This is a genomic window from Rhizobium sp. AAP116 (assembly GCF_001295785.1).
Lineage (GTDB): Bacteria > Pseudomonadota > Alphaproteobacteria > Rhizobiales > Rhizobiaceae > Allorhizobium.
In genome coordinates, this window is sequence record NZ_LJIB01000004.1 from 23864 (window position 1) to 43049 (window position 19186).

Annotated in this window: 21 protein-coding genes; 12 read left to right on the forward strand and 9 right to left on the reverse strand. The window is 61.5% G+C overall.

What is annotated here, in order from left to right; translation table 11 throughout:
- Positions 1-79: 79 nt before the first annotated feature.
- The 4 genes from IP85_RS02845 to IP85_RS22500 all read left to right on the forward strand — a co-directional run bounded on the left by IP85_RS02845 (position 80) and on the right by IP85_RS22500 (position 2714).
- Positions 80-718, forward strand: a complete 639-nt coding sequence (locus tag IP85_RS02845; protein WP_054148163.1) for a 2-dehydro-3-deoxy-phosphogluconate aldolase — start codon at positions 80-82, stop codon at positions 716-718.
- An 87-nt stretch (positions 719-805) separates the two neighbouring features.
- Positions 806-1504: a tellurite resistance TerB family protein gene (locus tag IP85_RS02850; protein WP_054148164.1), complete on the forward strand. Its 699-nt coding sequence runs from the start codon at positions 806-808 to the stop codon at positions 1502-1504.
- Between the two features lie 104 nt (positions 1505-1608).
- Positions 1609-2298 (forward strand): GNAT family protein, encoded by a 690-nt coding sequence (locus IP85_RS02855; RefSeq protein ID WP_054148165.1) that lies wholly within the window; start codon positions 1609-1611, stop codon positions 2296-2298.
- A 14-nt stretch (positions 2299-2312) separates the two neighbouring features.
- A complete protein-coding gene (locus tag IP85_RS22500) occupies positions 2313-2714 on the forward strand; it encodes a hypothetical protein (RefSeq protein ID WP_236759285.1) in 402 nt (133 codons plus the stop codon).
- 5 nt (positions 2715-2719) lie between these two features.
- Here the strand turns inward: IP85_RS22500 and IP85_RS02865 are convergent, their stop codons facing one another.
- The 3 genes from IP85_RS02865 to IP85_RS02875 form a co-directional block, all read right to left on the reverse strand.
- The gene (locus IP85_RS02865; RefSeq protein ID WP_054148166.1) at positions 2720-3841 is read right to left on the reverse strand and encodes a nickel/cobalt transporter; all 1122 of its coding nucleotides are present in this window, start codon (positions 3839-3841) and stop codon (positions 2720-2722) included.
- Positions 3835-4479, reverse strand: a complete 645-nt coding sequence (locus tag IP85_RS02870; RefSeq protein WP_054148167.1) for a DUF1007 family protein — start codon at positions 4477-4479, stop codon at positions 3835-3837. Before IP85_RS02870 ends, IP85_RS02865 begins: the two co-directional genes overlap by 7 nt.
- An 89-nt stretch (positions 4480-4568) precedes the next feature.
- Complete coding sequence (locus IP85_RS02875; RefSeq protein WP_054148168.1) at positions 4569-5462, reverse strand: LysR family transcriptional regulator; 894 nt, start codon at positions 5460-5462, stop codon at positions 4569-4571.
- Between the two features lie 578 nt (positions 5463-6040).
- On the opposite strand from IP85_RS02875, the gene odc2 reads away from it, so the two are divergent.
- The 4 genes from odc2 to IP85_RS02895 all read left to right on the forward strand — a co-directional run bounded on the left by odc2 (position 6041) and on the right by IP85_RS02895 (position 9824).
- A complete protein-coding gene (gene odc2, locus IP85_RS02880) occupies positions 6041-7174 on the forward strand; it encodes an ornithine/lysine decarboxylase (protein WP_054148169.1) in 1134 nt (377 codons plus the stop codon).
- 69 nt (positions 7175-7243) lie between these two features.
- Complete coding sequence (locus IP85_RS02885; protein WP_054148170.1) at positions 7244-7840, forward strand: N-acetyltransferase; 597 nt, start codon at positions 7244-7246, stop codon at positions 7838-7840.
- Between the two features lie 259 nt (positions 7841-8099).
- Positions 8100-8801, forward strand: a complete 702-nt coding sequence (locus IP85_RS02890; RefSeq protein ID WP_150127503.1) for an OmpW family protein — start codon at positions 8100-8102, stop codon at positions 8799-8801.
- Positions 8802-9203: 402 nt separating this feature from the next.
- Positions 9204-9824 (forward strand): outer membrane protein, encoded by a 621-nt coding sequence (locus tag IP85_RS02895; protein WP_054148506.1) that lies wholly within the window; start codon positions 9204-9206, stop codon positions 9822-9824.
- A gap of 80 nt (positions 9825-9904) precedes the next feature.
- Here IP85_RS02895 and IP85_RS02900 read toward each other — a convergent pair whose 3' ends face one another.
- The 6 genes from IP85_RS02900 to IP85_RS02925 all read right to left on the reverse strand — a co-directional run bounded on the left by IP85_RS02900 (position 9905) and on the right by IP85_RS02925 (position 15826).
- Positions 9905-11740 carry a HAMP domain-containing methyl-accepting chemotaxis protein gene (locus IP85_RS02900; RefSeq protein WP_054148172.1) on the reverse strand — a complete coding sequence of 612 codons (1836 nt, stop codon included), beginning with the start codon at positions 11738-11740 and terminating at the stop codon, positions 9905-9907.
- A gap of 296 nt (positions 11741-12036) precedes the next feature.
- Positions 12037-13023, reverse strand: a complete 987-nt coding sequence (locus tag IP85_RS02905) for a WD40 repeat domain-containing protein (protein ID WP_054148173.1) — start codon at positions 13021-13023, stop codon at positions 12037-12039.
- Positions 13024-13084: 61 nt separating this feature from the next.
- Entirely contained in the window at positions 13085-14212 is a 1128-nt protein-coding gene (locus IP85_RS02910) for a GTP-binding protein (RefSeq protein WP_054148174.1), read from the reverse strand.
- A gap of 99 nt (positions 14213-14311) precedes the next feature.
- On the reverse strand, positions 14312-14707 hold the full coding sequence (locus tag IP85_RS02915) for a type II toxin-antitoxin system VapC family toxin (protein ID WP_054148175.1): 396 nt from the start codon (positions 14705-14707) through the stop codon (positions 14312-14314).
- Positions 14704-14976: a type II toxin-antitoxin system prevent-host-death family antitoxin gene (locus IP85_RS02920; RefSeq protein WP_054148176.1), complete on the reverse strand. Its 273-nt coding sequence runs from the start codon at positions 14974-14976 to the stop codon at positions 14704-14706. Before IP85_RS02920 ends, IP85_RS02915 begins: the two co-directional genes overlap by 4 nt.
- A 58-nt stretch (positions 14977-15034) precedes the next feature.
- Positions 15035-15826, reverse strand: coding sequence for a creatininase family protein (locus IP85_RS02925; protein ID WP_054148177.1), 792 nt, complete (start codon positions 15824-15826; stop codon positions 15035-15037).
- Positions 15827-15915: 89 nt separating this feature from the next.
- On the opposite strand from IP85_RS02925, the gene IP85_RS02930 reads away from it, so the two are divergent.
- From IP85_RS02930 to IP85_RS02945, 4 genes are all read left to right on the forward strand, one after another.
- Positions 15916-16446 carry a MarR family transcriptional regulator gene (locus IP85_RS02930; protein WP_054148178.1) on the forward strand — a complete coding sequence of 177 codons (531 nt, stop codon included), beginning with the start codon at positions 15916-15918 and terminating at the stop codon, positions 16444-16446.
- Positions 16447-16522: 76 nt separating this feature from the next.
- On the forward strand, positions 16523-17539 hold the full coding sequence (locus tag IP85_RS02935; protein WP_054148179.1) for a LacI family DNA-binding transcriptional regulator: 1017 nt from the start codon (positions 16523-16525) through the stop codon (positions 17537-17539).
- Positions 17540-17597: 58 nt separating this feature from the next.
- On the forward strand, positions 17598-18560 hold the full coding sequence (locus tag IP85_RS02940; RefSeq protein WP_054148180.1) for a 2-hydroxyacid dehydrogenase: 963 nt from the start codon (positions 17598-17600) through the stop codon (positions 18558-18560).
- 75 nt (positions 18561-18635) lie between these two features.
- Positions 18636-19115: a hypothetical protein gene (locus tag IP85_RS02945; protein ID WP_054148181.1), complete on the forward strand. Its 480-nt coding sequence runs from the start codon at positions 18636-18638 to the stop codon at positions 19113-19115.
- Positions 19116-19186 lie beyond the last annotated feature (71 nt).

The window sequence follows — 19186 nt, forward strand, 5'->3', positions numbered from 1 at the left end:
CTAGCTGTCGGTCTCGACAATCCGGTCGGCGCGGGTTAGTGAAAACCCGATCTAATCGTTTTAAAAAGAGGGTTCTGCCATGGGCGACAAAACCGAAAAGCTCCTCTCCACCTTGAAGCTTCAGCCGGTCGTGCCGGTTTTGATCGTTGAGGATGCCAAGACGGCGGTGCCGTTGGCGCGTGCTCTTGTCGCAGGCGGGTTGAAGGCGATCGAAATCACGCTGAGGACCGATGCTGCACTTGAAGCCGTCCGGCTCGTGGCTCAGGAAGTCGAAGGCGCCGTCGTCGGTGCAGGCACCATCCTCAACGCCGCCCATTATGCCGCAGCCGTCGATGCTGGCTCGCAGTTCATCGTCAGCCCCGGCACGACGCAGGAACTGCTCGACGTGGCGCGGAGCTCCGACATTCCGCTTCTGCCGGGTGCGGCCACCGCTTCGGAAGTGATGGCGCTGCGCGAAGAGGGCTACAAGGTCCTGAAGTTCTTCCCCGCCGAGCAGGCTGGCGGTGCCGCCTATCTCAAGGCCCTGTCCTCGCCGCTCGCCGGAACGCTGTTCTGCCCGACCGGCGGGATTTCGCTGAAGAACGCCATGGACTACCTTTCGCTGCCGAACGTCGTCTGTGTCGGCGGCTCCTGGGTTGCGCCGAAGGAACTGGTTTCGGCCGGCGACTGGGCCGGCATAACCAAGCTTGCGAGCGAAGCATCGGCACTCAGGGGCTGATATCTTCGTCAGCGTGTCCAGCAGGCTCTTTGTAATGTCACGGTCGCTTCCTATCTAGGGGGCGACCGTTTTAACAAGGAGACCGCGATGTTTGACGCCAAGAAGCTGCTGGATCAATTCCTCGGATCGCAGATGCCGGGAGCATCCGGCTCGATCGGCCAGAAGGGGAACGATATCCTCGGTATGGCGAAGGCCAACCCCTGGAAGAGCGGCGCGCTTGCTGCCGTGCTGCTGGGCACGAAGACCGGTCGTTCGCTCGGCGGCAACGCACTCAAGCTCGGTGGCCTCGCCGTGATTGCCGGTCTCGGCTACCAGGCCTACAGAAACTACAAGTCCGGACAGCCGGCCGAGCCGACGCAGGCGCTGCCGGAGCTCCTGCCGCCGCCGAAGGATGCGCCCTTCAGCACCGAGCCCGAGGCCATCTCGAATGATTTTGCCCTGTCGCTTGTGCGGGCAATGATCGCCGCTGCAAAGGCCGATGGCCATATCGATGCCAGCGAGCGCTCGCGGATCATGGACAAGATCCATCTCTCCGGCCTCGGTGCAGAAGCGGAAGCCTTCATTGAGGCCGAGCTTGCCAAGCCGATCGATCTCGATGCACTCGTTGCTTCGGCCAAGACCGAGGAGCAGAGGGTGGAGATCTACACCGCTTCGCGTTTGACCATCGAGCCTGATACCCGCACGGAGCGCGGTTACCTCGACATGCTGGCTGGGCGCTTGGGTCTCCCGGATGCGCTGGTCGATCATATCGAGGCGACCGTTGCCTCCGCGAAGATCAGCCTCTGACGGTTTGCTGCGGCATCCGGTCCGGGCTCGCGACTGCCCGGATGGTTGCCTTTGTCGGCTGTGTGCCCTAAGCCTCGGGCCATTATTTCGCCCGAGGCGTTTTCATGCGTGACCTGTCGACCTTCAAGGGATGTCCGTCACCCCAGCCTGTCAGGCTGGAGGGGCGTTTCGTCGTGGTCGAGCCCTATGATCGAGCCGCGCATCTCGAACCGCTCTGGAGCGGTCTCGGCGGGATTGCGATCAATGCGCTGCTCACCTACTTCACTCAGCCCGATTTCAACGGCATCGAGGATTTCGAGGCCTGGCTGGCGGCCGTCCAGAAAAGTGGCTGGGTCACGGAGGTCTTCCGAGATAAGGCGACGGGCAAGATCGTCGGCATGGCAAACTACATGAGACCCGATCCGGCCAATGGCGTCGTGGAAATCGGCGGTGTGGCGCATGGTCCTGCCATGAGCCGTTCGCCGCTTTCGACCGAGGCGCATTATCTTCTGGCCCGGCACGTCTTCGACGATCTCGGCTATCGCCGCTACGAATGGAAGTGCCACAACGAGAACGAGCCGAGCAAGGTGACGGCGAAGCGCTACGGCTTCAGCTTCGAAGGCGTGTTCCGCCAGCACATGCTGTCGAAAGGCCGAAATCGCGACACCGCCTGGTTCTCGATGATCGACAGTGAGTGGCCATTGATCCGAGCCGCCTTCGAGGCCTGGCTTTCGCCTGAAAATTTCGACGAGGCCGGCCGCCAACGGCGTCGGCTGGAGTATCTGCGGGCCGAGCTCGCGGCCTCAGAGACCTGATAGGAAAGCAAATCGTGAAGCCGAACATCTTCAGCATCATCCTTTATGTCGGCACGGCAATCACCGTTGCCGCACTTGCCTATGCGAGCTTCCAGAGCGCGACGGTCGCCTGGTCGGTCGGCATCTGCGTGGCGATCGGGGTCGTGGTCTACGCCTTCAGCAAATTGCCGGAACCGAAGAAGGTCGCGCGGTCCGAGGAAACGTCGAGCACGACGCGCTCGCCGGCGGCGCAGGCTGCTGTCGTTGTTGCCGTGATCTTCGGCCTGATGCTGATCGTTCCGACCGTTGTGCTCTGGCTCGGGCGCTACTCGCCCGAACTCGGTGCCTTCGTGGGTGGCGTCGCCCTGATGGCGATGTTTCTGATCCTGTGGCTTCGCTCACGCTATCAGCGCAGCCGGGACGGGGACCAGAGCTGATTCTCTCAGCCGTTCAGGCTGGCTGCGAGAAGAAGGGCGCCGAGCAGGATAACGAGCAGTGCTGCGCCGACTTCGATCGAGCTTGCGACGACGCCTGCGCGGCGCGATCCAGGACCGGAGAGTTTCAGCGCAATGCCCTTGGCGCCGACCGCAAGGCTGGCGAGAATCGAAACGGTGATCGCGGTGCCGAGTGCCATGGCGAAAACCGACAGCACGCCGCCGAGCAGTAAGCCGTTCAGCAGCGAGAAGGTCATCACCAGAAGTGCGCCGGAGCAGGGACGCATGCCGACCGCGATGACGGCCGACCAGGCGTCCCGCAGGCTGAAAGCGCTGCCGCCGACGAGGCTCGGATCGGGCAGGTGGGCGATGCCGCATTCGTGGCAGACAGACCCTGGAGCCAGCGCATCGTGATCATGGGCGACCGCCAGGGCGCGGAAGCGTGAGCCGGTCGTCTCGCCAGTCGAGGTGGTCTCGGTCGGACCGGCAAACAGCGAGGCCGTGACGCTGCCGCCGGATGACGTGTCGGCACTCTCGAACAGGCTGCCCGTGGTTGCGGCCGCCCGACTTGTCTGGGCAAAGGATGCCTTCAGCTTGCGCACCAATAGCCACAGGCCGAAGGCGACGATCATCGCGTAGCTCGCAATCTCCAGCGTTCGCGTCGCATCCGTCATGCTGATCGCGGTGCCGCGCAGCACAACATAGGCAGTGCCGACGACCGCGATCGCGACGAGGCCCTGCAGGAATGCCGAGACGAAGGAGATCAATATGCCGCGGCGCAGCTCGATTTCATTGGCGAGCAGATAGGACGAGATGACCGCTTTGCCATGGCCGGGGCCGGCGGCGTGGAAAATCCCGTACAAGAAAGAGAGGCCGACCAGCGTGACGAGACTTGCGGGATCCTCGCGCATGGCCTTCAGCGCTTCGGTGAGCGATCGGTAGAAGGTCTGCTGGTGGGCGTTGATCCAGACCAGCAATTCGGCGAAGGGGCCGCCCGAGGGCTGGTAGCTGGGTTCGGCCGTGCCGATGCCAAGCGGGGAGGCGGCATGGGCGAGGCCTGCGAGAAGCACAAGCGCCAGTGTCGCGGCAATGAGACCCGAAATGCGCAAGCGGCCGGCCGTCGTCAGCATGTGACCTCCATCCGGGTGGCAAACAGCTTGCCCATGTCATTGCCGGTCGGATCGCTGAAGAAAGCCTCGGTGAGGTTGAGCTGGTTCTGGGCGATGACCTCGTCCGGATCGGGGCGGACGACCTTGTGGGTGCAGGCCGCGAAGGCCTTGCCCTCGACCACCATGTCCTCGTCCTTGGCGAAGTCGATCGCCGTGTAGAGCGTCGGATCGTAGACGCCGAAATTCATCCGCCCGCCGATCACGACCGGCGTCTTTGGCTTTGCGACGAAGAAGACCAGGAGCTGATTGTCCTTGAAGTCGACGTTGAAGACCTCGGGTTTCGCGATTTCGGAGGTGGCGCCATCCTTGGTGATGAAGGTGAAATAGCTGTAATCGCCCAGCGAATCGCGGATCGTATTGGCGATTTCGTTCAACTCGCTGTGGTCGAGCTTCAGGTCGCTGTTCTTGTCGAAGTCCATGAGAACGCTTGAGGAGAAGATGTCGTCGAAGCGCCAGACATTGCGCAGTTCCTTCAGCGTGCCGTCGTCGGCCGCGACGATCTCGAGACGGGCCTCGGCGAAGATATGCGGATGGGAAAGTGCCGGTGTGGCAAAGGCTGTGACCGTTGCGGCCGCCCAGTAACCGAGCCTCTTCAGCATGCTCCCAAAACCCTTCCCGATTTCCCGCTTGAGGTCTCTCCCTGTCCGATGAATGGGACAAAAGTGGGACCCGATGTGGCGCTCACGGCTCAGGAGTAGCGCTTGAACCATGCGTGAAGGTAGTCGACGAAGGCGCGGACCTTGGCCGGCAGGTAACGGCGGTGCGGATAGACGGCGTAGATGCCGCGGTCCTTGGCGATGAAGTCGTCGAAGAGCGAGACCAATTCGCCCGACGCCAGATAGGGGCGGGCAATGAAGTCGGGGATCATGGCGACGCCCATGCCGGCTCGTGCGGCACGCAGGGTCGCCAGCGGGCTGTTGACCTCGATGGGGCCCGAAACGTTGACCGAGATCATGTCGCCATCCGCCTCCATGAAGCGCAGGCTGTTGTGGGAGCGTGAATTGGTATCGATCAGGAAGGGGATGCGTGACAACTCGCTCGGATGCACCAGCGGGCCGTTTTCCGCGATGAAGGCGGGTGTCGCGCAGGCATAGACGCGGAAGTCGGAGAGCTTGCGGGCGATCATGCCGGAATCGTCAAGCTTGGTGATTCGGATGCCGAGGTCGAAGCCCTCCTCGATCAGGTCGACGAATCGGTCTTCCGCGACGATTTCGAGCGAGAGCTGCGGGTTCTCCCTGGCGAAATCGATCAGCGACTGCCCGACATCGGCATCGATGAAGGTGCGGGGAACGGTTACCTTGAGCTTGCCCTTGAGGTCGGCATTGTTCTCGCGCACCAGGTCTGCAAGGTTGTCGATCTCCTTCAGTATGTCTGCGGCGGTGCGAAAATAGGTGTGGCCGGCTTCGGTCAGCGAGAACTGCCGGGTGGTGCGATTGAGCAGGAGGGCGCCGAGTTCATCCTCCAACTCCCGGACATACTTGGACAAAAGTGCCTTTGAGCGGCCCGTCTTGCGGGCGGCAGCGGAAAAACCCTCTGCTTCCACCACGTCGATGAAGGCTCTGATGCGCGTCAGCGTGTCCATTCTCGTCCCATTCCCCTCGCAAAGTTGCCGGATTGTGAACAAAGCGCACGCTTCGTTCAATAGCTGCCGCAGAAACCGCGAAAAAACTTCCGTGCGGCCTCAAAAAATCTCTTGATTATGACGAGGACATTTCTTATCTCCTGCTCAGCCCAAAGTCGCACGTGCCCGTGTGTGTCCGCCGACCCTCGAACTGGGATTTATCCCTAAGGTGAGGTTATCGGTAAGGTACCTGGAACTAACCCCTCCAGTCGCTATTCCGGCCAACCGGAAAATGCGAGGACATACGAAGCAACGACGGTGCGGGCCTTTCTAGTCTCTTCCGGCTTTCCATCAGCTGGAGTTACTTCAGAGGCACACCATCATTGCCGGAAGTGCGGTAGGGTCTCCCTCCAATCCATGGCAGACAAAGCGGATTAATGTGCTCGTTCCAGAGTGCGTCTATCCATAGTTTCGCGCGTCGAGCGTTCGTACGGTACCGGTGTCTCCACCGACTGGTTTCGAGCGATGTCTCGCCGTCCTTTGTCCACCCGAAGCTTGGCAGCTTCGGACATCCTTGGAATTTTGGAAGGGTTAGACCGATGACCACTGCTCGCATCCTCGACTTCATCAACACCCGACGTCCCGAAGGTCCCTGCCTCGTGGTCGACCTCGACGTCGTGCGCGACAATTTCGGTGCCTTCCGTCATGCCCTGCCGGACAGCGCCATCTACTACGCAGTCAAGGCGAACCCGGCGCCGGAGATCCTCCAGCTCCTGGCCTCGCTGGGCTCGAACTTCGACTGCGCTTCCGTTGCCGAGATCCAGATGGCGCTCGATGCCGGTGCAGATGCTTCGCGCATCTCGTTTGGCAACACCATCAAGAAGGAGCGCGACATTGCGCGTGCCTTCGCACTCGGCGTCAACCTCTATGCCGTCGACAGCCATGAGGAAGTCGAGAAGATCGCGCGTGCCGCTCCTGGCGCCCGTGTGTTCTGCCGCGTCCTCACGGATGGCGAAGGCGCCGAATGGCCGCTTTCCCGCAAGTTCGGCTGCGTGCCGCAGATGGCCGTCGACGTGCTTGTCTATGCACACCAGCTCGGCCTCGAGTCCTTTGGCGTCTCGTTCCATGTCGGTTCGCAGATGACCAAGGTCGATGCCTGGGACGGCGCCCTTGCCGATGCGAAGCGCGTGTTCAACTCGCTCGCCAAGCAGGGCATCGTCTTGAAGATGGTCAACATGGGTGGTGGTTTCCCGACCAAGTACCTGCGCGACATCCCGTCGGCAGAAGCTTATGGTCAGGCGATCAACGCGTCGCTGAAGAAGCACTTCGGCAACAACATCCCGCAGACCATCATCGAGCCGGGCCGCGGCATGGTCGGCAATGCTGGCGTGATCAAGGCGGAAGTCGTTCTGATCTCGAAGAAGTCTGACAATGACGAGCATCGCTGGGTGTTCCTCGACATCGGCAAGTTCGGCGGTCTCGCCGAAACCATGGACGAAGCGATCCGTTACCCGATCCGCACCGTCCGTGACGCCGACGACATGGCGCCATGCGTTCTCGCCGGTCCGACCTGCGATTCCGCCGATGTGCTCTATGAGAAGAACATGTATCCGCTGCCGATCTCGCTTTCGATCGGCGATGAGGTTCTGATCGAGGGTACCGGCGCCTACACCACCACCTACTCGGCGGTGGCGTTCAACGGCTTCGACCCGCTGAAGTCTTACGTCATCTGACGTCTCCCGCGCCGGCCAACCGGCGCGGACCCTCACAATTATCGTCATCGCTTGGGATGGGAGGCCAGAATGGCCGCTGTTCTGGAAAGCATGCGCGCGCTTTTTGCGCCGGCGCCTGCATTTGTCATCGATCATGAAACGCCGGCCGACGTGGTCGCGCGCGAAGCGCTGCTTGACCGCACCATGGGCCGCGACCGCCGCAAGAAGTCGTCGGAGAAGATTCGCAGTGGTCGCATTCCAGCCGAAGGGCTGGCACTCGTCGCCCGCGATCGGGCTGGCCACGTCATCGGAACCGTGCGTCTTTGGAGTATCGAGGCCGGCGTCAGCCGTGAAGGCCAGGCAATCGACGCGCTGCTGCTCGGTCCGCTTGCCGTCGACTGCGCCCATGAGGGCAAGGGGATTGGAGCGGCACTGATGCGGGCTGCGCTTCTTGAGGCCCGCAAGCGCGGCCATGGCGCCGTGCTTCTCGTGGGTGACGCGCCTTACTACGAGCGTTTCGGCTTCTTCGCCGACAAGACGCAGCATCTGGTGATGCCGGGTCCGTTTGCGCGTGACCGCTTCCTGGCGCTGGAACTCGTGCCCGGCTGGCTCGAAGGAGCTGCCGGCATGGTGGTCGCGTCCGGTCGCAAGCTGTCACAGCCGATGGTCTCGCGCCGCGCAGCCTGATTGAAGGCGCCCAGATGCTTGCTGAAGGGCCCGGCCGCGATTCGTCGCGCCGGGCCCTTTGCTTTGCGCTCTGTTCGGGCAGGGTCTCAGGTGGGTTTTTCAATCGTCAACTCTGGTTGTGTCGCACCGGTCACAGTCACTGCGGCGATGGTTGTTTTATATAATCAAGATCTAACCTATTGATCTGGCGCAAGATGCTCGTCTCTTCCGGGCTGCTAGCTGGCGTCGGCTCCACGCCACCAGTTGTTTCAAGGAGAGAATGATGACCACCGTCCGGACTGCCTCGACCCGCGCTCTTGCCACGACCGCCACACTGTTGCTGCTTGCCCCGGCAGTCTTCGCGGCGGACATAGCGCCGCTTATGGAGCCGGCACCGGAAGCGGCGACCGAGGCGTTGGCCGCGCCAAGCCCCTGGCAGGTCCGCGTGCGCGGTCTCGGAGTCATCACCAATGATTCGGGTTCGGTGAACGGCGTTGGCGGTTCGGATTTATCCTACAGTGACAGCGTGATCCCCGAACTCGACATCACCTATTATCTGACCGACAATTTTGCCGCCGAACTGATCCTCGGCACGACCTATTCGAACATCTACGCGGAGGGGAGCCTGGCTGCTGTCGGCAAGGTCGGCAAGAGCTGGCTTCTGCCGCCGACACTGACGCTGCAGTACCACTTTACCGATTTCGGCGCGTTCAAGCCCTATGTCGGTGCCGGCGTCAACTACACCATGTTCTACAGCCAGAAGGGCGATGCAGCGACCGCGCTCGACGTCAAGAACACCTTCGGCACGGCGCTGCAGGTCGGGGCCGACTACATGATCAACGAACATTGGGGCGTCAACTTCGATGTCAAGAAGCTGTTCCTGAAGGCCGACTTCGACGCGACCATCGGCGGTACCAATTACTCCGGCAAGGCCAAGCTCGATCCGTGGCTGATCGGCGCGGGTATCACCTACAGGTTCTGAACGGAAACCGCATCCGGTCCGGATGCGGCATCCTTGAAAAGGGGCGGGCCAGAGAGCTCGCCCTCAACACCCCAAAACGATCTCGCATGTCATCCGCAAATGTAGTCCGGGATGGGAGCCCTAGTGTCTGGGGCAGATCCGGTGGCGACTCCTGCGGAATTTGGTGTGGCAAAACGCACGCACTCCTCACACAGTCCTGACAAGAGCCGTCCTTTTTTCCGCCATGAGCGGGAACTATCTTCTCGTTCATCGCTTCTTGCTGCGGGGTCCGGCGCGAAAAATTTCGCACGGGCGGGAACAAATACGCCGGATAGGTTTAGGTGGTTATGTTGTATAATCATCACATACATTAACCAGAGATGGCGTTATAAGCGACCTTGTAACACAGGAGTTAAAAACATGATGAAGAGCATCCTTCTCGGATCTGCCGCCGCTCTGGCGATTTCGACCTCCGCTTTCGCGGCTGACGCCATCTACGAAGCTCCGGCCGAACCGCCGATGGCTGCCATCGAAACCGCGCCGCAGTTTTCCTGGGCAGGTGGCTATGCAGGTATCCTCACCGGCTACGGTTGGGGTGACGCGGACGTTGCCGGTGCCGGCAACGCTGATTTCGACGGCGCGCGCTTCGGCGGCTTCGTTGGCTACAACTGGGATCTCGGCAACCAGCTCGTTGTCGGTCTCGAAGGCGACCTGAACTACGACTGGAACGAGGAAACTGTCGCTGGCGTCGGTGACTTCGAAACCGGCCTGAACTGGTCGACCCGCGCCCGTATCGGCTACGCTATGGATCGCGCGCTTCTGTTCGCGGCGGGTGGTTACACCGGCACCAACCTTGAAGGCCCCGGCGGCGACGACACGCTCCACGGCTGGACCGTCGGTGGTGGCGTTGACTACGCCCTGACTGACCGCATGTTCACTCGCGTTGAATATCGTTACAACGATTTCGGCGATGGCAACGTTGGCGGTCGTAACGTCGACTTCAACCAGCACACGGTCAACGTCGGTCTCGCAGTCAAGTTCTGATCTGATCGATCCATTGATAAAGCGCCCGGCCGTTCCTTGGGACGGCCGGGCGTTTTTTGTTGGGGCTAGACCTCGCCGGCTCAAGCGGCCCGATGTTCGAGTGTCCTGGCGTTTGCGTCCCTGATTTCGGTGCGGCGATTGAGTTCAAAACGATTGACGAGGGTCGTCAGCAAGACCGCGCCGTCTGCCAGCGTATGACCGATGGCAGTGGTTTCCTCGACCATGGCGGCGTTCTGCTGCGTCATCTGGTCGATGCTGTTGATGGCTTGACCGATTTCCTGAAGACCGGTTGCCTGTTCCCGGGCAGCGGTTGCGATCGCATCGACATTGCTGTCGATACGGCTGACGAAATCGCCGATCTGATCGAGTACGTGGCCGGTTTCGCCTACCAGCTGGACACCGGAAGACACTTCGACGCTCGACTTCTGGATCAGCCCCTTGATGTCGCGTGCAGCGTTTGCGGAGCGTTGCGCCAGTTCCCGTACCTCCTGGGCGACGACCGCGAAGCCCTTGCCGGCTTCGCCTGCGCGCGCCGCCTCCACACCGGCGTTCAGCGCCAAAAGGTTTGTCTGGAAGGCGATTTCGTCGATGACGCCGATGATCTGGCCGATCTCGGCAGAGGCGGTTTCGATCCGCTCCATGGCAGACACGGCGGAGCGAACAACACCTCCTGAGGCCATGGCACAGTTTTTCGCCTCTCTTACCAGTTCACGCGTATCGCTGGTGCGCTGGGCGGAGAGACGCACGGTGGCGGTTACCTGTTCAAGGGCAGTGGATGTCTCTTCGAGGGCTGCCGCTTGCTGCTCGGTCCGGTTTGCAAGGTTGGCCGAGGCCTCTCGCATTTCCTGGCTGTTCTCCAGCAGGCGGCGGGTCTCCTCCATGACCTTTTCCAAGGTCGTCTGGAAGGTTGCGATGGAGTGATTGAAGTCGTGGCGGAGTGGCTCGAAGCGCGGATCGAAGGCATCGTCCAACGTCAGGCGAATGTTGCATTCGGCAAGGCGATGAAGGCCTGCGCCCAAGGCCTCGATGACAAAGCGCAGGGCCTCGGCCTCGATCATCCGGTCCTTGTCGCGCAGAGCCCGCTCGCGGTCCACCTCGGCGCGGGCGGTTTCGGTTTCGGATTGCAGGCGCTGATTTTCGAGGCCAGCCTGACGGAAGACCTCGACGGCTGCCGCGATATGGCCGATTTCGTCCTTTCTGTGTGCATGGGGAACGGTGGCGGTGAAATCGCCGCCTGCCATATTGGTCATGAAATCGGTGATTTCTCCAAGCGGCTTCAGCGCGCGGCGGTGGATGAAGTAGACGCTGCCGAGCGCAGTCGTGATGAGCAGCAGGCCGAGCGTCAGCAGGAGAAGCTCACGGCTGGACGTTTCTGCGGCCGCATAGGATTCGCGACTGACAAGGTAATCGCTCGCCATTGTCACGAGCTGGTTTACGGAGGTCTCGTGATCGTGGAATTCGACCTTGAGTTTCGACAGGATCGGCGTGACAGCGCTGCCATCGGCTGCCGAAAGAGCGGGCTTCAGGTCATTTTGAAGCGTGCTCCAGTAGCGATCGCCCTTGGCGATGACTTCGTCGTAGAGCTTTGCGCGCAGTGCGTCTGGCAGGGTGGAGTTCTTCCAGTATTCGCGTCGCTCGTCGTAGAGCGCCTTCAGCACGTCGAAGCGGGGCACGTTGACCGCTGCAGTGTCGGGATGGATGAAGACTTCGTTGGCGAGCGCGTAGGATTCAATCAGGTATAGCGGCGGAGGAAGGATGTCGGCGATCAAGTCCTTGCCGTCGACGATCTCTTTATAGATCGGCCCGTTGACCTTGAGCGTCTGCAGCGTCTGTGCACCCACGCCAGCGACGGCGACGATGCCGGCGGCAAGGGCAAGACCCGCTGCCGTCACCACGATTTTTAGGTTGAGATACATGTTGCGTCCGTTTGCAAATCCGCCCGCCGGACAGGCGCATGCGTCTGCGCCTCGGCAGGATGCCGTGGTTGAAGATAAAATTGGGATGGGCTGCGGAGAATTGTTGCAGTCAGACGAGACGCGGCTTTGTTGTCTCTCGCTCGTCCTCCCCGAAAATAGGGAGGCAATTGCTACCGCATGGTTAAGGTAAGCGCATGGTGAACGGTATAGTGCGAATTTTCGCAAACTTTACCGCTAGGCGTGATTTTTCCCACGCATACACGCAACTAAAGCGCTTTGAGGTGTTGCCTCGGCAATCAGCCGGTGATGTCGATGACGCCACAATCACCCGCCTCGGAAGCGAAGGCGAGGAGTTTGCCTGTGCTGCTCCAGGCAAGTGAGGTCACTGCACCCTTGCCGGGACGGCGCAACAGCGCCTCCTTGCCATCGGCGATGCGCACGGCAAGGATCATGCCGTCGATGAACCCGATCGCCAGAACCTCTTCGATTGGGTGGAAGGCGACCTGGGTAACGAGAATGTTGGCGCGGGTGCCGAGTTCGAGCGGAGCCTTGCCCATCGGGCCGTCCTTGCCGGAGAATGGCCAGACGATTGCAGCCGGTGCGCCTGACGAGGCGAGCCACTTGCCCTTCGGTGACCAGGAAAGGGATTTGACCTTGGCGGGATAGCCGGTCATTCGCATATGGCGGGTGTCGGCGGCCTTGCCGTCGAGCTTCCAGCCATGCAGCGCCGATTCCTGCATCATGGTGACGACGAAGCGGCCATCGGGCGAGAAGGTCACGCCCGTATGCGCGCCCTTCCAGTCGAGATCGACGGGCGCGCCTGCGGTCCCGACCCAGTGCAAAGTGACGCCGTTATAGCGGGCAACCGCGATACGCAGACCCTTGGGGGCGAAATCGACGGCCTCGACAGTACGCTCTTCGGTGAATTCCTTCGTCGTGCCATCGGCAAGCCGCACGAAAGTCGACTTGCCGTGGGCATAGGCGACCGCGCCTTGGGGACCGGGTGCGACGACCGAAATCCACTTGCGTGGCACATGGGCGATTTCGGTAACCGTGCCGTCATGAGCGATGCGCAGCACGCGGCCGTCTTCGCCACCTGTCAGCAGGGTCTGGCTTGCCGGATCCTTGACACAGGTCAGCAGTCCGGCATTCGCCTCCGTCACCTTCTCGCCGCCATCCAGCCGGTGAATGGCACCGCTCGCAGCGGCGAAGACCGGGATGTCACCGAGAAAATGGGTCGAGACAACGTGGCCTTCGATATCGAGCGGTGCAACAGTGGGCATACGGACAGGCTTTCTTTCAGGCAGAACGGTACGGTCAGGTGGCGGGGCGTGAAAGCCCCGTTCAGGCAGAGGCGGCTTCGCAGGCCTTGAAGCTGGCTTCCAGCTTTTCGCGGTCGAGTTCACGGCCGATGAAGACAAGGCGGCTCTCGCGCTTCTCGCCATCCTTCCATGGACGCTGGTGATCGCCCTCGACGATCATGTGCACGCCCTGCACGACATAACGCTCCTCGTCGCCCTTGAAGGCGATGATGCCTTTCAGGCGCAGGATGTTCGGGCCTTGCGTCTGGGTCACCTTCTGGATCCAGGGGAAGAAGCGGTCCGGGTTCATCTCGCCGCCGCGCAGCGAGACAGAGACCACGGTCACGTCATGGATCGGGGAGGGGGCGTGATCGTGCTGGTGATGCCCGTGGTCATGACCATGATCATGCGCATGATGATCGTGGCCATGGTCATGATGGTGGTGGTCATGCCCGTGATCATGGTGATGATGATCATGGCCGCAATCCGGGCCACAGACATGGTCCGGGTCGTCATGGTCGAGGAAATGCGGATCGTTTTCCAGTGCGCGCTCGAGATTGAAGGCGCCCTGATCGAGCACCTTGGCGAGATCGACGCCTGAACGCGTGGTCGAATAGATGCGGGCGGAAGGATTGATCGCGCGCACGATGTGCTCGATCTGGTGCAACTCGTCATGGGTGACGAGATCGGCCTTGTTGATGACGACAACATCAGCAAAGGCGATCTGGTCTTCGGCTTCGCGGCTGTCCTTCAGGCGCAGCGGCAGGTGCTTTGCATCGACCAGGGCGACAACGGCATCGAGCTCCGTCTTGGAGCGGACGTCATCATCCATGAAGAAGGTCTGGGCGACCGGCACCGGATCGGCAAGGCCTGTCGTCTCGACGATGATGCCGTCGAAGCGGCCGGGGCGGCGCATCAGGCCTTCGACGACGCGGATCAGGTCGCCGCGCACCGTGCAGCAGACGCAGCCATTGTTCATCTCGTAGATTTCTTCGTCCGACTCGACGATCAGGTCATTGTCGATGCCGATTTCGCCGAATTCGTTGACGATGACGGCGTATTTCTTGCCGTGGTTTTCGGAGAGGATGCGATTGAGCAGCGTCGTCTTGCCGGCGCCGAGATAGCCGGTGAGCACGGTGACGGGTGTCGGTTTCGCGGATGCTTCGGTCATGAAAGCCTCTGGTGTCAGGGGGCGCCGGACGATGCGGCTGTAATGGTGTTACCACCATATAGGCGTTCCGTCTTGCCAGTTCAAAGGCTTTCGTACGGCTCAGGCGGCGGCCAGCGCCGAGCGGACATCGGTGCGTGTGAAGTCGTCTCCGACATAGAGAAGCGGGCAGTCGAACTCCTTGGCGGTGGCATAGGAAAAGCAATCGCCGAAGTTGAGCGAGGCCGGGTGGATGCCTTTGCCGAAGCGTTGGTAGGCTGCGGCAGCGAGCTCCGCGCGGGAAGCCGTCAGGTCGATGATCTCGACATTGAGGGATGCAATCAGTCGCGACAATTCATCCGTACAATTTTTTTGAAGAGCCACGATTTTCAGTTCGAGCAGCGTGCCAGCTGACAACACTAGGCGACTGTTTGGGGTTTCCAGAACTGCTGCACAGGCCTTAGCAGTCGCTTCATTCTTTATGATGGCAATCAGTGCAGATGTGTCGAGTGCGATCACGTCGGAAGACCGTTTTCATCGTACAGAAAGTCGTGACTCCTGTCAGCGAGCGGCTCACCTGGAACCGGGCGAGGGGCCTTGGCCATGATCTCTTCGAGAATGGCCCGTCGTTCCTCGAGAGTTAGCGCAGGACGTCGGCCGGTCGATTCGATCGGTTGCAAGACGACAGCATCCTGCCCGTCGCGGGTGATGATAACGGGCTCTCCGCGTTCGGCTCGCTCTACAAGTTCTTCGACCCGCGCGGCTGCCTGCTCCATGGAAACACGCATGCTTCTTCCTCACGCTCTCTCTTGACCAATATGCGCCTTCCCTGTCGGCCCTGCAAGCTCACGTCAATGTTGCAGTATCGAACCTGTGCACGTCATCCAGTAGATCGAGAAGGCCTGCAACCGAATGGGCCAGCAATCGTTCCCCCCTCTCTGCCGTCGCTGCCGCCGCATTGCCGGCCACGCCCTGTGGGTTGAGATCCGACATCTTCCAGCCGAAGGCATGGGGGCCGTAGGCGCGCAGATGGCGGAAGCGGGCGGCGAAGTCGGATTGCTGGGAGGGGAAGCTCTCTGCTTTGGTCATGTCCACCCGATCCGGTGCGAGCGCCAGCATGACCGATGTCTCGATGTCTCCGCCGTGGATGTCGACGGCCTTCGCCTCGGGTGCAATCCAGCCGTCCGGCTGGCCGAAGCGTGTCCAGCTTGTTGCGACCACCAGCATGTTGAAGCGCACCCGTGCTTCGGTTGCGACAATCGTCAGCAGCGGGGAATTGCCACCATGGGCGTTCATCAGCACCAGTTTGCGAATGCCCTGGCGGTTCAGATCTTCGGCGATCCCGAGCCAGCGGATGATCGCCTCGTCATAGGTGAGTGTCCGGCTGCCTTCGACATGCATGTGTTCGATCGAATAGCCGACGGGCTCCGCCGGCAGGATGGTGACGGGCAGATGCGGCGGCAGGGCCTCGGCGACGCGGCGCATGATGCCTTCAGCGATGATCGTGTCGGTCTCGAAGGGCAGGTGAGGGCCGTGCTGCTCGTGGGCGCCGAGCGGCAGGACGGCAATCCAGTTGCGCCGGTCATCGGCTTTCAGCCGGGGATCGTTGTCCGCGAACGACAGGGCTGGCTTCGCCATCTGGTCTAACCTCATCATCTTCGTTATGCATGGCAGCCGTCGCGGCGGATTGCAGTGAGGGCCGCAGCGTTTGTCGACCGGGGAGAGTCATGGCGAAAAAGGACAAGGCCGACAAGGACCGCGGTGAAAAGAAGAAGAGCAAGAAGAAGGAGCCGCCGGCTTCGGGTGTGCTCAGTGGTGCCATGACCCAGGTCGCACGTGCTTTGCGAACCCGGCTTTCCCATGGGCTTGCCGAAAGCGGGCTCTATCCGGGCCAGGATGGCGTTGTGCAACTTCTCGCGCAGGAGGACGGCCAGACGCCGGGTTCGCTTGCCCATCAGCTCGGTGTCAAAGCGCCCACCATGACCCGCACCATCGGGCGGATGGAGGCGCAGGGCTTCGTCATGCGCCGTACCGACGATCGAGACGGACGCCTGACCAAGGTCTATCTCACCGACGAGGGGCGCGGCAGCGTGGCTCAGATCGCGGCGGTGACGGCTGCCTGCGAGGCTCATGCCCTCCAGGGCCTGTCGGGCAAGGAAGTGAAGATCCTGGTCAAGCTGCTGGCGGCCATCGAGGGCAATCTCTCGGGTCAGAGCGGCATGCGGTCAGCTGATCATGCGGACGATGACGGTGATTGAAATCGCCAATTAAATTGTTTAATTAAATCTTTTAAGGGCGGTCGAGCGCCCACCGGCCTGCTGCGAGGGAGGAAACGTGGCACAAAAGGTAAAGCTTTCGACCATTGCGGAGACGCTTGGTCTCTCTACGGCGACCATTTCGCTTGCCCTGCGTGACAGCCCGCTCGTTGCGGCCGATACCCGCGAGAAGATCAAGGAGCAGGCGCGCGCCCTCGGTTACATCTACAACCGCCGTGCTGCGAGCCTTCGCACCTCCCGCTCCGGGATCATCGGTGTCGTCGTGCATGACATCATGAACCCGTTCTACGGCGAAATCCTGAAAGCCATCGAGACCGAACTCGATCGCAGCCGACACACCTTCATTCTTTCGAACCACTACGACAGCGTCGAGAAGCAACGCATGTTCATCGAGACGCTGCTGCAATTGGGCGGCGACGGGGTGATCATGTCGCCGGCCATCGGCACGCCGCCGGAAGACGTGTTGCTCGCCGAGAATAACAGCATGCCGGCGATCTTCATCGCCCGCTCGATGGATGGGCTCGATGTGCCGATCTATCGCGGCGACGACAGCTACGGCATTTCGCTGGCCACCAACCATCTGATTGGCCTTGGCCATCGCTCGATTGCCATGATCGGCGGCACGGACCAGACATCGACGGGGCGTGACCGCTACCAGGGCTATGTGAACGCGCTGCGCAAGGCGGGTATCGAAGTCGATCCCGGCCTGCGCATCCCGGGCCCCCGCACCAAGCAGGGCGGTTTCGAGGCGGCGGTGAACTTTCTGTCGCTTCCGCAGAAGCCGACGGCGGCCGTCTGCTGGAACGATCTCGTCGCCATCGGGTTGATGAACGGCATTGCCCGTGCCGGTCTCATCCCCGGCCAGGACATCTCGGTCACCGGCTATGACGACCTCGAGGAAGCCTCGATCGCCACGCCATCCCTGACAACCGTCTGGAACGGTCAGGCGGAGGTCGGGCGGCTTGCCGCGCGGGCGCTGCTCGACAAGCTTGCCGGCAGTCATGAGCCTGACGGCATCCACCTGATCAAGCCCGAGATGCGCATTCGCCAATCGACCGGCCCGATCCGTCGGTGATCCCCGAGGCGGCTTCAAGGCCGCTCGTCCATGATCCTCGCCCCGCAAGGAGACAGCCATGTCCGATCGCCCCCTCGTGCTCATTCCAGGCCGCATTCATCCGCGCGTCAGTGCCCGTCTTTCGCATCGGTTCGATCTTTTGGAAATCTCCGATGCCACTGCCGCCGATGTGGACGCGGGTGAACTGGAGCGAGTGCGCGGCGCTGCGGTCTCCGGCCGATTTCCTGCTTCGCTGATCGAGCGCTTGCCGAAGCTCGAGGTGATCGGCAGCTTCGGGGTCGGATACGACGGCGTCGATGTGAAGGCGGCCTCAGCTGCCGGGGTGGTCGTCACGAATACGCCCGACGTGCTGAACGATGAGGTGGCCGATACGGCGATCGCGCTGCTTCTCAATACCATGCGTCAGTTTTATTTCGCCGAGCGTTATCTGCGTGACGGACGCTGGGAGAAAGTGGGGGCATTTCCACTCTCGCCGCTTTCGCTCAAGGGGCGCAAGATCGGCCTTCACGGTCTCGGCCGGATCGGCATGGAGATTGCCAACCGTCTCCTGCCGTTCAAGGTCGAACTTGCCTACCATACGCGGCGACCCCGCACGGATGTCGATTTTGTCTATCACGACACCCTGACGGGTCTCGCGGAGGCGGTCGATGTGCTGATCTCCATCGTCCCGTCGACGCCGGAGACCAATGGTGCAATCAACGCCGAAGTCCTCTCCGCGCTGGGGCAGAACGGCGTGCTCATCAATGTCGGTCGCGGTTCGACGGTCGATGAGCCCGCGCTGATCGCCGCCCTTCAGGCTGGTACGATCGCTGCTGCCGGTCTCGACGTCTTTGCCGACGAACCTCGCGTGCCCCAGGCCCTGATCGACCTGCCGAATGTCTCGTTGCTGCCGCATGTCGCATCGGCCTCGGTGCCAACGCGTGACGCCATGGCCGATCTTGTCGTCGACAATATCGTCAGCTGGTTCGATACGGGACGGCCGCTCACGCCGGTTCCGGAAGCGCCGTATCCAAGGAGCTGATTCGGCGGTCAGCCTTCCGCAAGCTTGCCGGTGCATCCTCTTGCCATATGGGGTCTCGAGCGGAAGGATGCTCCGATGAAGTCCTCTCTCGCCATCGTGGCGACAGTTCTCCTGTGTGCAGGTGTCTCGGTGGTCGGACTCAGTATCTGGGCTCTGCCGCAGCGCTCCGCGCAAATGGCCACCGATCCGATCGTGCTCGGCACAATTCCACCTGCCGACCATACGCCGTCGGTCTTTGCCGCGAAGCTGCATGCGGGATCCGTCTCGCCACCGGCCCAGTTTTCCGTGTCCAACTTCACACGAAAGACGGTCTGTCTGGTGGAGCGCGGCGCGGCTCTCACCAGTCGCAGTCGCGATTTTTTCGCTCCACCCGATTGCGAAGAGGTCTGGCCTGGTCTGGTGCGTGCAACCACCTGGACCCAGCACGAAGATGGCAGTGTGACGATAAGCGATCCTGGTGGAGCCACTTTGCTGACACTGGTTCGAGGGCGGCACTTTTCTTACGAGGTGACGGATATACCCGGTGCAGATCTGGCGCTCCTGATGTTGCCTTGAGCATTTGCGGAGCGGGTCATAAAAATTGTAGCCTTGCGCAGTAGAGCGCTACGGTTGCGCAGTTTCTTGCC

Bases quoted from the DNA above. Each gene is read 5' to 3' on its own strand.
- IP85_RS02890 (WP_150127503.1), top strand. From the start codon at position 8,100: ATGATGACCACCGTCCGGACTGCCTCGACCCGCGCTCTTGCCACGACC.
- IP85_RS02925 (WP_054148177.1), bottom strand. From the start codon at position 15,826: ATGGCGAAGCCAGCCCTGTCGTTCGCGGACAACGATCCCCGGCTGAAA.
- IP85_RS02875 (WP_054148168.1), bottom strand. From the start codon at position 5,462: ATGGACACGCTGACGCGCATCAGAGCCTTCATCGACGTGGTGGAAGCA.
- IP85_RS02910 (WP_054148174.1), bottom strand. From the start codon at position 14,212: ATGACCGAAGCATCCGCGAAACCGACACCCGTCACCGTGCTCACCGGC.
- IP85_RS02850 (WP_054148164.1), top strand. From the start codon at position 806: ATGTTTGACGCCAAGAAGCTGCTGGATCAATTCCTCGGATCGCAGATG.
- IP85_RS02855 (WP_054148165.1), top strand. From the start codon at position 1,609: ATGCGTGACCTGTCGACCTTCAAGGGATGTCCGTCACCCCAGCCTGTC.
- IP85_RS02905 (WP_054148173.1), bottom strand. From the start codon at position 13,023: ATGCCCACTGTTGCACCGCTCGATATCGAAGGCCACGTTGTCTCGACC.
- IP85_RS02845 (WP_054148163.1), top strand. From the start codon at position 80: ATGGGCGACAAAACCGAAAAGCTCCTCTCCACCTTGAAGCTTCAGCCG.
- IP85_RS02940 (WP_054148180.1), top strand. From the start codon at position 17,598: ATGTCCGATCGCCCCCTCGTGCTCATTCCAGGCCGCATTCATCCGCGC.
- IP85_RS02900 (WP_054148172.1), bottom strand. From the start codon at position 11,740: ATGTATCTCAACCTAAAAATCGTGGTGACGGCAGCGGGTCTTGCCCTT.
- IP85_RS02870 (WP_054148167.1), bottom strand. From the start codon at position 4,479: ATGCTGAAGAGGCTCGGTTACTGGGCGGCCGCAACGGTCACAGCCTTT.
- odc2 (WP_054148169.1), top strand. From the start codon at position 6,041: ATGACCACTGCTCGCATCCTCGACTTCATCAACACCCGACGTCCCGAA.
- IP85_RS02885 (WP_054148170.1), top strand. From the start codon at position 7,244: ATGGCCGCTGTTCTGGAAAGCATGCGCGCGCTTTTTGCGCCGGCGCCT.
- IP85_RS02865 (WP_054148166.1), bottom strand. From the start codon at position 3,841: ATGCTGACGACGGCCGGCCGCTTGCGCATTTCGGGTCTCATTGCCGCG.
- IP85_RS02895 (WP_054148506.1), top strand. From the start codon at position 9,204: ATGAAGAGCATCCTTCTCGGATCTGCCGCCGCTCTGGCGATTTCGACC.
- IP85_RS02930 (WP_054148178.1), top strand. From the start codon at position 15,916: ATGGCGAAAAAGGACAAGGCCGACAAGGACCGCGGTGAAAAGAAGAAG.
- IP85_RS02945 (WP_054148181.1), top strand. From the start codon at position 18,636: ATGAAGTCCTCTCTCGCCATCGTGGCGACAGTTCTCCTGTGTGCAGGT.
- IP85_RS02920 (WP_054148176.1), bottom strand. From the start codon at position 14,976: ATGCGTGTTTCCATGGAGCAGGCAGCCGCGCGGGTCGAAGAACTTGTA.